Genomic DNA, 14,366 nt, shown 5'->3' on the forward strand with positions numbered 1-14,366 from the left:
GTTTGAAGTCATGAACGTAGGTCTCGTAGGTTGGCGCGGCATGGTCGGCAGCGTCCTGATGCAACGCATGCAGCAGGAAGGCGATTTCGACTTGATCGAACCGGTGTTTTTCAGCACCAGCAACGCGAGCGGCAACGCGCCATCGTTCGCCAAAAACGAGACCAAGCTCAAGGATGCGACAAGCATCGACGACCTGAAGAAGTGCGACACGATCATTTCGTGCCAGGGCGGCGACTATACCAACGACGTGTTCCCGAAGCTGCGCACCGCAGGCTGGAACGGCTATTGGATCGACGCGGCGTCATCGCTGCGCATGAAGGACGATGCGGTCATCATCCTCGATCCGGTCAACCTCGACGTCATCAAGAACGCGCTGGTCAAAGGTCAGAAGAATTTCATCGGCGGTAACTGCACGGTCAGCCTGATGCTGATGGCATTGGGTGGCCTGTTCCGCGAAAATCTCGTCGACTGGATGACCGCGATGACGTATCAGGCCGCATCGGGCGCTGGCGCGCAGAACATGCGCGAACTGCTGTCGCAGATGGGCACGCTGCACGGCGCGGTGAAAAGCGAACTGGCTGATCCGGCTTCGGCGATTCTCGACATCGACCGCCGCGTGCTCGACGCGATGAACAGCGACAGCATGCCGACCGACCACTTCGGCGTGCCGCTCGCAGGCTCGCTGATTCCGTGGATCGACAAGGATCTTGGCAACGGCATGTCGAAGGAAGAGTGGAAGGGCGGCGCTGAAACCAACAAGATTCTCGGCAAGCCGGCAATGGGCACCCCGGGTTCGATTCCGGTCGACGGTCTGTGCGTGCGGATCGGTGCGATGCGCTGCCATTCTCAGGCGCTGACGATCAAGTTGAACAAGGACGTGCCGCTCGACGAAGTGAACAGCATTCTCGCGTCGGGCAACGACTGGGTGAAGGTCGTACCGAACGAACGCGAGGCGTCGATGCGGGATCTCTCCCCGGCGGTTGTCACGGGCACGTTGACGGTGCCGGTCGGCCGCGTGCGCAAGCTCGCGATGGGCGGCGAATATCTGTCGGCGTTCACGGTCGGCGATCAGCTGCTGTGGGGCGCGGCTGAACCGCTGCGTCGCATGCTTCGCATTGTGCTCGACAAGTAAAGTAAACTACGCGCTCGACGCGTAAGACGACTCAAGAAGCGTCGCGCTTGCGCGGCGCTTTTTTCATTGTGTGCTCCGATTATTTTGTCTCTTTCCATTCGCAAAATAGGCCGCGCGCTGACGCGCCAGGAGTTCCGATGAACCTTCGACGCTCCGCTCTTCCCCCTATGTCCATCCATCACGACAACAATCGATTCAAACGCTGCTCGGCAGCCATGGCCGCAGGTGCCGCTTTCGCTTTTGCGCTGGCAGCGAGTGCGGGAAGCGCGACTGCTGCGCCGGCGGATGCGGCGAGCGCGCCGGATGCCGGTTCAGCCGCGGTTGTCGCTACGCTGGCGGCGGGTAGCCAGTACACGGTGCGGGCCGGTCAATCGCTGAACGACGTCGCGATTGCGGTTACCCAGTCGCATGACCGGGCGATACTTGCTCGCGCGACGCGGGCGCTGTTCGATACGAATCCGGCCGCGTTCATGAATCACGATCCGAGTCGGATGCGTGTGGGCGCGACGTTGACGGTGCCGGCGCTCGATGCGTCGGGCGCGTTGGCGGCTTCGTCGGCTGGCGCTGCTAGTGTCGACGGTGCGTCTGGGGCAGCGGCGGCGTCCGCGCCCGCCGCGCCGCAGACCGCGGCGACCACTACCGCCAGCAATGCCGCACAGGTCAATGACGCTGCTGCGAGCGAGCCGAACGCGGCGGCACGCGCAACGGCGCCGGCCGGATCTCAGCTTTCCGGCTCTGCGAGTGCGCCGGTGGTAACGAGTGCGCCGACATCGACTGGAATGGCTGCGGGGAGCGGGGCTTCGTCTGCGCCCGCAGCGGGGTCGGCGGCGCAGCCGGCGAGTGCCACGCAGGAATCGGCCGGATCGGTGCGACCCGTTGCGAGCGCGCCTGCCGCCACGGCACCCGCGACGGCGAGCGCGCAACCGGCTTCCCATCCGCAGGTGTCGAGCCTGCAGCAACTGCTGGCGCTGAAAAACCGCGTGCTCATGGAGTTGCAGAAACACGGCATCGGCGGTGCGCCGGCGGCTTCGGGCACTGCGCCGGCGGGCGCGGCGCAACCGGCTGCCGGTACGTCGTCCGCGGCTGTGGCTGCGGCACCGGGGCCGGCGCCCGCAAGTGCGGTGGCGGCGCCGTCGAACGCTGGCGGCATGTCGCAGCGCGATCTGAGCATCGCCGCTGCCGTCGGCGCGGCGCTGGTCGTTTTGCTGGCGGCTCTGCGCATCGGCCGACGCAACCGCCGGAAGGCGGCCGATGCCAATGCTTATGCGGCGGCGAACGCCGAAACGGCTAAATCGGCACAGCCGGACGATGGACCTGATCGCGAAGCTGGGCAGCAGGCGGCAGAGCAGGCCGCCGCCGAGCGCGCAGCAGCGGCACAGGCAGCAGCGGCACAGGCAGCAGCGGAACAGGCAGCAGCGGCACAGGCAGCAGCGGCACAGGCAGCAGCGGAACAGGCAGCGGCGGAACAGGCAGCGGCGGAACAGGCGGCAGCGGAGCGGGCAGCGGCTGACCGTGCGGCGGCAGAGCACGCAGTCACGGAGCAGGCACAGGCAGAGCGTGCCGCCACGGAGCGCGCAATCGCAGACCGAGCCGCAGCGGATAGCGCGGCAGCAGAACAGGCAGCAGCAGAACAGGCAGCATCAGAACAGGCGGCAGACGAACCTGCGGCAGCAGAGCACCGAGCGGAACAGGCCGCGGCCGACCGCGCGGCCGCCGAGCGCACAACGGCAGAGCAAACAGCACCGGAATCCACCGCGCCGACGCAGCCGAACGCGGAGGACATCGCCCCTTCCACCGACGGCGACACCTCCGCCGACTCTCCCGCAGTTGCGCATCACGAAAACCTGGGCAGCGCGGCCACGGCGGCAAGCCTTGCCGCCGCTGCGGAACTTGGCGCGGAGGCGTTGCCGCTAGGGCAGCTTGAGCCGGTCGAGGCGCAGGACGAGCATGCTCATCGTCTGCAATGGGACGATGAGCCCACTGCAAGCACGAGCGCAACGACAGACAACAATCTGACGCAAACCCCTTCGGCCGCGTCTGCAGTACCAGCGGCGCAACCGCAGCCCCCATTCAACGTCCCGCCCCCTGCGATCGATTTCACGCAACCCCAAATCGAACCGCGCACGACGTTGTCGTTCGGCCAGCCTCACGGCGAGCCGTTGGCAGCCGCGCCGGCCGACTTTCCACGCGATGCCATCGACGCGTTCAACAGCCTCGACATGCCTTTGCCTCCGCGCATCGAAATGCCGGCTAGCAGCGCCGACGCCCCGGCCTCGCTGTCGATGCAACCGGTCGCATCGCCCGAAACGACCGCACAGCAGGCTTTCCCCGCTGCCGATCCGGACGGCGACGCCCCGCGCATCGCCGATGAAATCGCCGCCGGAACGGCGGGCCACGGCGCTGTCGCCGGTCTCGGCGCGGCTGGCTTTGGCGCATTGAAGCTCGACTTCGATCTCGAATTGCCACCAGGCCCGGCCCAGCCTCTGCCGGCGTTCACGCCGGCCGACCTCGGCCGCATCGCGCGCAACAAGCTCGAACTGGCATCTGAGTACATCGAACTTGGCGACCTCGCCGGCGCGCGCGCGCTGATCAACGAAGTGATCGAAGCCAACGATCCGGCCACGCGCAACGAAGCGCGCGCGTTGCTGTCGACCCTCGCACCGCTGTCGTGAAGCGCATCGCCCTAGGCGTTCAGTACGACGGCGCGGCGTTTGCTGGCTGGCAATCGCAACCGCATGGCAACACCGTGCAGGACGAACTCGAACGGGCGCTGCGCGAATTCACGCGGACGCCCGTGCATACGACCGTGGCCGGTCGTACCGACCGCGGCGTGCACGGGCTCGGGCAGGTCGTGCATTTCGATACCGAACTCGACCGCGTCGACGTCTCGTGGGTGCGCGGCCCGAACGCATTTCTGCCGAAAACGATCGGCGTGCAATGGGCCAAGCCGATGCCCGAGGACTTTCACGCGCGCTTTTCGGCATTCGAGCGGACCTATTACTACGTGCTGTACGTGAGCCCCGTGCGTTCGCCGATGCTCACGGCGCGCGCCGGCTGGGTGCATACGCCGGTCAATGTCGAGGCGATGCGCGCGGCCGCCGCGCATCTGATCGGCGAGCACGACTTTTCGGCGTTCCGCTCGTCGCAATGCCAGTCGAAGACGCCGTTCAAGCATCTGTATCAGATCGACGTGAAGCGGCACGGCAACTTCGTGCATTTCCGCTTTCGCGCGAATGCATTTCTGCACCATATGGTGCGTAACGTGATGGGCTGTCTGATCGAAGTCGGCAGTGGGCGCCGTCCGGCCGCGTGGATGGCCGACGTGCTCGCGACCCGCAGCCGCGACTGCGCCGCGCCGACCTTCATGCCGGACGGCCTGTACCTCGCGCAGGTGGGCTATCCTGAACGATTCGCCGTGCCCGTACCGGTAACAGGCAGCGTGCCGTGGAGTAGCGTATGGACCGATCAAACGGAAACATGAAAGCAGTCAACCAGCCCGCGAGCGAGGCGGATGCCAATCTCCCGCAGCGCGTGCCGCGTCGCACGCGCATCAAGCTGTGCGGACTGTCCAAGCCAGAAGACGTCTTCCACGCGATCAATCTCGGCGCCGACGCGATCGGCCTCGTGTTCTATCCGCCGAGCCGGCGCTCGGTCAGCGTGGCGCAGGCGGTCGAGCTCGTGCATGAGGTGCCGCCGTTCATGTCGGCCGTCGGTCTGTTCGTCAATGCGACCCCCGACTGGATTCGCGAAGTCGCGAGCAACGTCAATCTCACGCTGCTGCAGTTTCATGGCGACGAGACGCCCGAGCAGTGCGAGGCGCTGGCCAGCGTTGCGGGTTTGCCTTGGTTGCGGGCGTTGCGGATTGCGGCGGATACTCAACCGGCCGATTTGGTAAAATCCGCTTTCAGCTATTCAGCCGCCAGTGGTCTTCTCTTCGACACGCATGTCGAAGGCTACGGGGGCGGTGGGAAGGTCTTCGATTGGTCACTTATTCCTGCAGAACTCGCGCATCGGGCCGTTTTGAGTGGTGGGTTGAACGCGCAAAACGTCGTTGATGCGATCCGTCGCGTGCGCCCGTACGCGGTCGATGTCTCGAGCGGCATCGAAGTGCCGGGCGCCAGGGGCGTGAAAGATCACGCCCGGATGGCGGCTTTCGTACGCGCGGTGCGCGCGGCGGACGCCGAATGATTCTGGCTCGCGGCGCATTCGCAATGAAAGCCGCGGGCCCACTGAGAAGAGTGATCACCATGTACAACCTGCCTGACGAGAGAGGCCATTTCGGCCAGTTCGGTGGCGTGTTCGTCGCCGAAACGCTGTTTTCCGCACTCGACGAGTTGCGCGAAGCCTACGAGAAATTTCAGAAAGACCCGGAGTTTGTCGCGGAATACGAGCGCGAACTGAAGTACTTCGTGGGTCGTCCCTCCCCGATCTATCACGCCCAACGTTGGAGCGAATTGCTCGGCGGCGCGCAGGTGTATCTGAAGCGCGAAGACCTTAACCATACCGGCGCGCACAAGATCAATAACGTGATTGGCCAGGCGCTGCTCGCGAAACGCATGGGCAAGCCGCGCGTCATCGCGGAGACGGGCGCCGGCCAGCACGGCGTGGCTACCGCAACGATCGCCGCCCGCTTCGGGATGGAATGCGTGGTCTACATGGGTTCCGAAGACGTGCGCCGCCAGGCCGCCAACGTGTACCGCATGAAACTGCTCGGCGCGACCGTGGTGCCGGTCGAATCGGGTTCGCGCACGCTGAAGGACGCGCTGAACGAAGCGATGCGCGACTGGGTCACGAACGTCGAAAACACGTTCTACATCATCGGCACGGTCGCCGGTCCCCATCCGTATCCGATGATGGTGCGCGATTTCCAGCGCGTGATCGGCGACGAATGCCGGGTTCAGATGCCCGAGCAAGCTGGCCGCCAGCCGGACGCGGTGATCGCGTGCGTTGGCGGTGGCTCGAACGCGATGGGCATTTTTTACCCGTACATCGACGACGCGTCAGTGCAGTTGATCGGCGTGGAAGCGGCCGGCGACGGCATCGAAACCGGCCGTCACGCGGCATCGCTGATCGGCGGTAGCCCCGGCGTGCTGCACGGCAACCGCACTTACCTGCTGCAGGACGAAAACGGCCAGATCATCGAGACGCATTCGGTATCGGCCGGCCTCGATTATCCGGGCGTCGGCCCTGAACATGCGTGGCTAAAAGACATCAATCGCGCGCAATACGTCGGCATCACCGACGAAGAAGCGCTCAAGGCGTTCCACGATTGTTGTCGCATCGAGGGCATCATCCCGGCGCTGGAGTCGAGCCACGCGCTCGCTTACGCGACGAAGCTCGCGCCGACGTTATCGAAAGACAAAATCCTGCTGGTCAACCTGTCCGGCCGCGGCGACAAGGACATGCACACGGTTGCCGAGCGATCGGGCATCCAGTTCTGAGCCGCGACGATGCGTGACGAGTTCGACGAGCCGCAGCCGGCGCCCGCAGCCGGGGCTGAAACCGCCAATCCGCCTCTGGACGTAGCGGTGGAGGTGGCACCCGCGCCGCTATTTGCGCAGGTGCCGGCGGGTATACGGCTGTTGAACCGCGATTTCCTGACCGATGTAGTCAATATCCCGGATGGCTCGATCGACCTGATCGTCTGCGATCCCCCCTACGGGCTCGGCAAGGACTATGGCAACGACTCCGACATGCGCAGCGGCGAGGAATTTCTTCTCTGGACGCGCAGTTGGCTTGAGCTCGCAATTCCGAAGCTCAAGCCGTCCGGGTCGTTGTACATCTTCTGCACCTGGCAGTACGCGCCTGAAATCTTCAGCTTCCTGAAGACCAGGCTCACGATGATCAACGAAATCATTTGGGACCGGCGCGTGCCGAGCATGGGCGGCACCACGCGCCGCTTCACGTCCGTGCACGACAACATCGGTTTTTTCGCGGTGTCGAAGGACTATTTCTTCGATCTCGATCCCGTCCGCATCCCGTACGACGCAGTCACGAAGAAGGCGCGTTCGCGCAAGCTGTTCGAAGGAAGCAAGTGGTTGGAGCTTGGCTATAACCCGAAGGACGTCTGGTCGATATCGCGATTGCATCGGCAGCATGCCGAACGCGTCGCGCACCCGACCCAGAAACCGGTGGAACTGGTCGAGCGGATGGTGCTGTCCAGTTGTCCCAAGGGCGGCCGCGTGCTCGACCCGTTCATGGGCAGCGGCACCACCGCGGTCGCTTGCGTTCGTCACCAGCGCGAATTCGTCGGTTATGAGATCAACGAAAGCTATTGCGCGATAGCGCGCGAGCGCGTGAGCGCCGCCGCTTCTCCTCCGGTAACGCGTCGGTCCCGAGCCAGGCCGAAAGTGCAGCCGCCGATCGAGATGCAGTGAAAGCGTGAACCCTGCTGCCAGCTGTGCCCAATGCCCCGGAACCAGCGCGCAACCACCCAAATTCGAGAATATTTCCATGTCCCGCATCAAGAACACGTTTGCCGCGCTCTCCGCCCAGGGTAAGAAAGGCTTGATCCCGTTCATGACGGCCGGCGATCCGGATCCCGCTCGTACCGTCGAATTCATGCACGCGCTCGCCGCCGGCGGCGCCGATGTGATCGAGCTCGGCGTACCTTTTTCCGATCCGATGGCCGACGGCCCGGTGATCCAGCAGTCGTCCGAACGCGCGTTGGCACGGGGCGTGTCGCTGCGCCACGTGCTCGCAGACGTGAAGCGCTTCCGCGAAACCGACGACAAGACTCCGGTCGTATTGATGGGCTACGCCAATCCGATCGAACGAATGGGCGTGGCAGCGTTCGCGCAGGCCGCGCAGGAGGCCGGTGTCGACGGCGTGCTGGTGGTCGACTATCCGCCCGAAGAGAGCGCCGGATTCGCCGAGCAGATGCGTTCCGCTGGCATCGATCCGATATTTTTGCTGGCGCCGACATCGACCGACGAGCGCATCGCCGAGGTCGGCCGGATTGCCAGCGGCTACGTCTACTATGTGTCGCTCAAAGGGGTGACCGGCGCGGCAAATCTGGACGTTTCCAGCATCGCGAGTAAAATCCCGGCGATCAAGTCGCGCGTCCCGTTGCCGGTGGGCGTCGGTTTCGGCATTCGCGATGCCCAAACGGCGCGCGCAGTGGCCGGTGTGGCCGACGCGGTCGTGATCGGCAGCCGTATCGTCCAACTACTGGAACAGACGGCGCCCGACACTGCGGTCGACACGCTGACGCGCTTCATCGCCGAAGTACGCGAGGCGCTCGATAGCGTCGCGACTGCCCGATAACAGTTATTTTTGTCGCGGTAACGTGAGCGGCGGGCTTGTCCCGCCGTTTGCGCGACTGCTGACCCAGAGGATTTCCTATGAGCTGGCTCGATAAGCTACTGCCGCCGAAAATCAAACAAACCGACCCGAAGAGCCGCAAGGGGATTCCGGAAGGCCTGTGGATCAAGTGCCCGTCGTGCGAAGCCGTGCTGTATCGCAATGACGTCGAGGCCAATCTGCATGTTTGCCCGAAGTGCGATCACCATATGCGCATCGGCGCCCGCGAGCGGCTGGATGGCCTGCTCGATGCGGAAGGCCGCTACGAAATCGGCCAGGAAATCGTTCCGGTCGATGCGCTGAAGTTTAAGGACAGCCGCAAGTATCCGGAGCGGCTCAAGGAGGCGATGGACGAAACCGACGAGACCGATGCAATGGTCGTGATGGGCGGCGCGATTCACACGCTGCCGGTCGTGGTCGCATGTTTCGAGTTTTCGTTCATGGGCGGCTCGATGGGTTCGGTCGTCGGGGAGCGGTTTGCTCGCGGTGCGCAGAACGCGCTTGAGCAGAAGGTGCCGTTCATCTGCGTTACTGCATCGGGCGGTGCGCGGATGCAGGAAAGCCTGCTATCGCTGATGCAAATGGCGAAGACCACCGCGATGCTGACGAAGCTGGCCGAGGCCAAGCTGCCGTTCATTTCCGTGCTGACCGACCCGACGATGGGCGGCGTATCGGCAAGTTTCGCGTTCCTCGGCGACGTCGTGATCGCCGAGCCGAAGGCGCTGATCGGTTTTGCCGGCCCGCGCGTGATCGAACAGACGGTGCGTGAGAAGTTGCCGGAAGGCTTCCAGCGCGCCGAGTTCCTGATGCAGAAGGGCGCGATCGATATGATCGTCGACCGCCGCAAGCTGCGCGAGGAGATCGCGCGATTGCTGGCGCTGCTGAGCCACCAGCCGGCGGATGCGGTCGCGTAAGCCACGCAGTACGGCCTTATCGCCGATCGGCCGCCGTCTGAAATGCGTGCGGTGATGGCCTGAGAAGCAATCAAAAACACGGCGCGCCGCGTGAGCAATCAAGCGGCGCGTTGTCATTTCCGGGATAATTACGGGCGCTTGCGATGCGCAGGCGACTAACGCTGAAGCGAATGCGACGCTGCGCACCGGTTTCTGCGCATAAACCGCCGCGCGGTGGCTTTGCAGGCTCGCAGCCCTCACCGTCACCAACCCGCCATGCGGCACGGCCGCTCCCCGGCATTCATTCGCAAAGACCGCAAAGCCGCGCAACCGCAATTCAGAATCCCCGGAAACCACCCGCGATCCACTCAAGATTCACCCGATGACGACATTCCCCACCCTCGACGCGTGGCTCACGCACCTTGAATCCGCGCATCCGGTCGGCATCGACATGGGTCTGGGTCGAATCTCCAAAGTGCGCGACGCGATGCAACTGTCGTTCGCCTGCCCGATCGTCACGGTCGGCGGCACGAACGGCAAGGGCTCGACCTGTGCAATTCTCGAAGCGATCCTGCTGCGCGCCGGCTATTCAGTCGGCTGTCATACGTCGCCGCATCTGCTGTCGTTTAACGAGCGGGCGCGTATTAACGGCGCGATGGCAAGCGACGCTGATTTGCTGCCGCACTTCGAAGCCGTCGAAGCCGCGCGTCTAAGCCTCGCCGAACCGGTCACGCTGACATACTTCGAATTCACCACGCTCGCGATCATGAGTCTGTTCGCTTCGCGCGGCCTCGACGCGGTGATTTTCGAAGTGGGCCTCGGCGGTCGTCTGGACGCAGTCAATATCCTCGATACCGACTGCGCGATCATCACCAGCATCGACCTGGATCACACCGACTATCTCGGCGATACACGAGACAAAATCGCTTTCGAAAAGGCCGGTATCTTCCGTCCGGGCAAGCCGGCGATCTGCGCGGACCCGGTGCCGCCGCAATCGCTGATCGATCACGCGGAAAAGATCGGCGCCGAACTGTGGCTGTTCGGCCGTGATTTCCGTTACGAAGGCCAGGCGGGCAGCGAGCGCCAGCAATGGAGCTATGTCGGCCCGACCATGCGACGCTCGTCGCTAGCCTATCCGTCGCTGCGTGGCGCGAATCAACTGATCAATACGTCGGCCGCGCTTGCCGCTCTCGAAGCGTTGCGCGATCGCTTGCCGGTGTCCGCGCAGGACATCCGGCTCGGCATCGCCAACGTGGATCTACCCGGGCGTTTTCAGGTGCTGCCCGGCAAGCCGTCCATCGTGCTCGACGTCGGACACAATCCGCACGCCGCTGCGGTGCTTTCGCAAAATCTCGGCAACATGGGCTTTTTTCCCTATACCTACGCGGTGTTCGGCGCGATGCGCGACAAGGACATCGCCGGCGTGCTCGGTCATCTGAAAGGCGAGGTCGATCACTGGTGCGTGACCGATCTGCCGACGCCGCGCGCCGCGTCGGCGCAGGAACTCGAAACCGCGTTGCGTGAACTCGGTGTTGAAGACAGCGCCGATAGCAGCGTGACGCGCCATGCGAGCCCCGCCGAAGCTTTCCAGGAAGCGCTAAAACGTGCGTCGGAGAATGATAGAATCGTGGTTTTCGGCAGTTTCTATACGGTAGCGGGCGTCATGTCCTACCGTAAATCGCAGCAACACTGAACGGGCGCCACGCTCGAACCAAGCGATTCATGGGAATTTTCTCGTTCGGCAAGAAAGACGACGCGTCCAGCCGGCGCGGCGCAAACACCAGTTCCAGTCGGACCGCCCGGGGTGAGCGCGTCGAGCGGCGCACCCGCCGCACCGAGCGCACGGTCGATGCCGATGCGATGCTGCTGGACCCCACGCTGCCGGAAAAGCAGCGCGCGCGTCGCCGGCTGGTCGGTGCGATTGCACTGGTCGTGGCGGCGGTAATCATCCTGCCAATGGTGCTGGATTCGCATCCGAAGCCGGTCACCGACGACATCTCCATCGATATCCCTAGCCGTCCGGCGCCGAAGCTCGCCAGATCGAGCAGCAGCGAAGACGTGCAAGCGGGCGTCGCGCCCGACAATCCGCCTGCCGCCGGTACTGGCGCCGCCGCTTCCGGCCTCGCGCCGGCAACTGCCGCCGCAGCGGCCCCGGCAACCGCCGCGGCCACGAAGCCGGCCCAGTCGAGCTCCGCCAAACCGGACACGAACACCACCCCCACGGCCAGGCCCGCCGCGAAACCGCAACCTCAGGCGCTTGCCGCGAACACCGCTCCTGCCGCTCCCGCGACCCCCTCGAAACAGGCAAAAGCACCAGCCGCCGCGACGTCGAACGACGACGACACCAACACGGCAGCCAGCGCGGACGCGAACTCCGGCACGCCGGCGTCGCCGCCAGGCAATCGTTTCGCGGTTCAGCTCGGCGCGTTCGCGAACGAAGCGAACGCGCGCAACTGGGCCGCAAAGTTGAAAGCGGCGGGTGTACCCGCATATATCGAGCATCGTAAGCAGGCAGACGGCTCGACGTTGACGCTGCTGCGCGCCGGCCCGTTCGCCGACCGCGCCGCCGCTACCGAGGCAATCGCGAAGGTGCGCGGGGCGGGCTTGATGTCGGGCTCAAGCGGCGGCACCGCACAGTAAGCCAGCGATGCTCACTGCCTTCGACTACGCTGTAATGGCGGTGATCGGCTTGTCGGCGCTGCGTGGCGCCTGGCGCGGTTTGCTGTCGGAAGTGTTCGGATTGATCGGTTGGGTGGCGGCGTTTTTCGTAGGGTGCGAGTTCGTTGGCTACGTGGTCCCCTACATCCCGTCCCACTGGCCGGGCGGCGCGTTGACCCAGTGGTTGCTGGCCTTCGCGCTCATCGTAATCGGCGTCGTGCTGGTCACGAGCGTGGTAAGCGCGTTGCTCAGCCGCCTCGTGCAGGTCACGGGGCTCGGCGGCGCGGACCGTTCGCTTGGCTTGATGTTCGGCCTCGTGCGCGGGGTTGTACTGGTGCTGATTCTGGTCGCCCTCGCAGGCTTGACCGATTTGCCCAAACAGGAATTCTGGCGCAACGCGCTGCTTCTTCCGTACACGGTCGAGGGCGTGCGCGCGATGAAACCACTGCTTCCCGAGGCGCTCGCCGCACACGTCCACGTGGACGATCCGGGCGCCCAGAGCAATGCGCAGCAGGACTCCGGCGCGCACCGGGTGCCTTGACGTCGTAGCGCGTACCGCCGCGTCAGCGGATGTACGCAGTCGGAGGCGCCGCCCGCCATCACGTATTTCGTACCTTTGAAGGACATGCCATGTGCGGCATCGTAGGCGTAGTTTCCCATTCTCCGGTCAACCAGTTGGTCTATGACAGCCTGCTGCTGCTGCAGCACCGCGGTCAGGATGCCGCCGGCATCGCGACGGCGAACGGCAGTAATTTCCACATGCACAAGGCCAACGGCATGGTGCGCGACGTGTTCCGCACGCGCAACATGCGCAGCCTGCCGGGCACTACCGGCATCGGCCAGGTCCGCTATCCAACCGCCGGTTCGGCGTCGAGCGAAGAAGAAGCCCAGCCGTTCTACGTGAACGCGCCATTCGGCATCATCCTCGCGCACAACGGCAATCTGACCAACTGGCAGCAACTGAAAGATGAGATGTTCCGCATCGATCGGCGCCATGTGAACACCAATTCCGATACCGAAGTAATGCTCAACGTGCTCGCGCACGAGTTGCAGCTGTCGAGTTCGGGTCTGCAACTCGATCCGGCTGCGCTGTTCAAGGCGGTGTCCGGCGTGCATCGCCGGGTGCGCGGCTCGTACGCGATCGTGTCGCTGATCGCCGGTTACGGTCTGCTGGGTTTCCGCGACCCGTTCGGTATCCGTCCGCTGTGCATCGGCAAGCTGGAAACGGCCGAAGGCGTCGAGTGGATGCTGGCGTCGGAATCGGTGGCGATCGAAGGTATCGGCTTCGAATTCGTGCGCGACGTGCATCCGGGCGAGGCGATTTTCATCGACATGGAAGGCAATCTGCATGCGCAGCAATGTGCGACGAACCCGAGCCTGAATCCCTGCATTTTCGAACTCGTGTATCTCGCGCGTCCGGACTCGGTGCTCGACGGCGTGCCCGTCTACAACGTGCGTCTGCGCATGGGCGACTACCTCGCCGAGAAGATCCGCCGCGAACTGCCCGACGTCGCGATCGACGTGGTGATGCCGATTCCGGATTCGTCCCGTCCGGCCGCGATGCAGGTCGCAAAGAAGCTGGGCGTCGAGTATCGCGAGGGTTTCTTCAAGAACCGCTACGTGGGCCGCACCTTCATCATGCCGGGCCAGGCGGTGCGCAAGAAGTCGGTGCGCCAGAAGCTCAACGCAATGGGCATCGAGTTCAAGGGAAAGAACGTGCTGATCGTCGACGACTCGATCGTGCGCGGCACCACTTCGCACGAAATCGTGCAGATGGCACGCGATGCGGGCGCGAACAAGGTTATTTTCGCGTCGGCGGCGCCGCCGGTGAAATTCCCGAACGTGTACGGCATCGACATGCCCACGCGCGGCGAACTCGTCGCTCACGGCCGCTCGGATGACGAAGTCGCGCGCATGATCGGCGCGGATCACCTCGTGTATCAGGACGTCGATGCGCTGAAGCAGGCGGTGCGCGACATCAACCCGGCGCTGAAGGAGTTCGAGGCGTCGTGCTTCGACGGCAACTACGTGACTGGCGACGTGACGACCGAGTACCTCGACCGCATCGAAACCGCGCGTCTCGCACCATCGTCGCAATCGGACCGCGATGCCGCAAGCGAAGCGATGGACGGTGGCGGCCCGGCGCGTTCGCAACTGCATCTGCAACTGTCGGTGGGGTAAGCAAGCGTTGGTTGACCCGAGCCATATCATCCGTTCGCGGTGCGCTGCGGCATCGCACGACATGCCGCAACGCACCGCGAGCGTGTTAACATGGCGGCTTGCGTCGATTTGATCTCAGCTTGCGGACGCGGGGCAACCCGAAACAGCTAAAGCGAATGGTGGAAAAGCCGCATTCATCTACCTCCGCTCCAGCTTTCCCC

The 14,366-nt window shown here is 64.3% G+C and carries 12 protein-coding genes; all 12 read left to right on the forward strand.

The window, feature by feature from the left end; translation table 11 throughout:
* Positions 1–10: 10 nt before the first annotated feature.
* The 12 genes from asd (at position 11) to purF (ending at position 14,166) form a co-directional block, all read left to right on the forward strand.
* Positions 11–1,132: an aspartate-semialdehyde dehydrogenase gene (gene asd / locus VGH68_RS15670; RefSeq protein WP_331604569.1), complete on the forward strand. Its 1,122-nt coding sequence runs from the start codon at positions 11–13 to the stop codon at positions 1,130–1,132.
* A gap of 215 nt (positions 1,133–1,347) precedes the next feature.
* The gene (locus tag VGH68_RS15675; RefSeq protein WP_331604558.1) at positions 1,348–3,804 is read left to right on the forward strand and encodes a FimV/HubP family polar landmark protein; all 2,457 of its coding nucleotides are present in this window, start codon (positions 1,348–1,350) and stop codon (positions 3,802–3,804) included.
* Complete coding sequence (gene truA, locus VGH68_RS15680; RefSeq protein WP_331604559.1) at positions 3,801–4,613, forward strand: tRNA pseudouridine(38-40) synthase TruA; 813 nt, start codon at positions 3,801–3,803, stop codon at positions 4,611–4,613. Before VGH68_RS15675 ends, truA begins: the two co-directional genes overlap by 4 nt.
* Entirely contained in the window at positions 4,610–5,320 is a 711-nt protein-coding gene (locus VGH68_RS15685) for a phosphoribosylanthranilate isomerase (protein WP_331604560.1), read from the forward strand. The genes truA and VGH68_RS15685 overlap by 4 nt, the downstream gene beginning before the upstream one ends.
* A 59-nt stretch (positions 5,321–5,379) precedes the next feature.
* Positions 5,380–6,573, forward strand: a complete 1,194-nt coding sequence (gene trpB / locus VGH68_RS15690; protein ID WP_331604561.1) for a tryptophan synthase subunit beta — start codon at positions 5,380–5,382, stop codon at positions 6,571–6,573.
* A 9-nt stretch (positions 6,574–6,582) separates the two neighbouring features.
* Complete coding sequence (locus VGH68_RS15695; RefSeq protein ID WP_331604562.1) at positions 6,583–7,509, forward strand: site-specific DNA-methyltransferase; 927 nt, start codon at positions 6,583–6,585, stop codon at positions 7,507–7,509.
* 76 nt (positions 7,510–7,585) lie between these two features.
* The gene (trpA, locus tag VGH68_RS15700) at positions 7,586–8,398 is read left to right on the forward strand and encodes a tryptophan synthase subunit alpha (protein WP_331604563.1); all 813 of its coding nucleotides are present in this window, start codon (positions 7,586–7,588) and stop codon (positions 8,396–8,398) included.
* A gap of 77 nt (positions 8,399–8,475) precedes the next feature.
* On the forward strand, positions 8,476–9,348 hold the full coding sequence (gene accD / locus VGH68_RS15705; RefSeq protein ID WP_331604564.1) for an acetyl-CoA carboxylase, carboxyltransferase subunit beta: 873 nt from the start codon (positions 8,476–8,478) through the stop codon (positions 9,346–9,348).
* Between the two features lie 361 nt (positions 9,349–9,709).
* Positions 9,710–11,020 (forward strand): bifunctional tetrahydrofolate synthase/dihydrofolate synthase, encoded by a 1,311-nt coding sequence (gene folC, locus VGH68_RS15710; protein WP_331604565.1) that lies wholly within the window; start codon positions 9,710–9,712, stop codon positions 11,018–11,020.
* A 29-nt stretch (positions 11,021–11,049) separates the two neighbouring features.
* Complete coding sequence (locus VGH68_RS15715) at positions 11,050–11,967, forward strand: SPOR domain-containing protein (RefSeq protein WP_331604566.1); 918 nt, start codon at positions 11,050–11,052, stop codon at positions 11,965–11,967.
* Between the two features lie 7 nt (positions 11,968–11,974).
* Positions 11,975–12,526, forward strand: coding sequence for a CvpA family protein (locus VGH68_RS15720; protein ID WP_331604567.1), 552 nt, complete (start codon positions 11,975–11,977; stop codon positions 12,524–12,526).
* An 89-nt stretch (positions 12,527–12,615) separates the two neighbouring features.
* Positions 12,616–14,166 carry an amidophosphoribosyltransferase gene (gene purF, locus VGH68_RS15725; RefSeq protein WP_331604568.1) on the forward strand — a complete coding sequence of 517 codons (1,551 nt, stop codon included), beginning with the start codon at positions 12,616–12,618 and terminating at the stop codon, positions 14,164–14,166.
* The last annotated feature ends 200 nt before the right edge of the window (positions 14,167–14,366 follow it).

Origin of the sequence: Paraburkholderia sp. (assembly GCF_036488505.1) — a bacterium.
GTDB lineage: Bacteria > Pseudomonadota > Gammaproteobacteria > Burkholderiales > Burkholderiaceae > Paraburkholderia.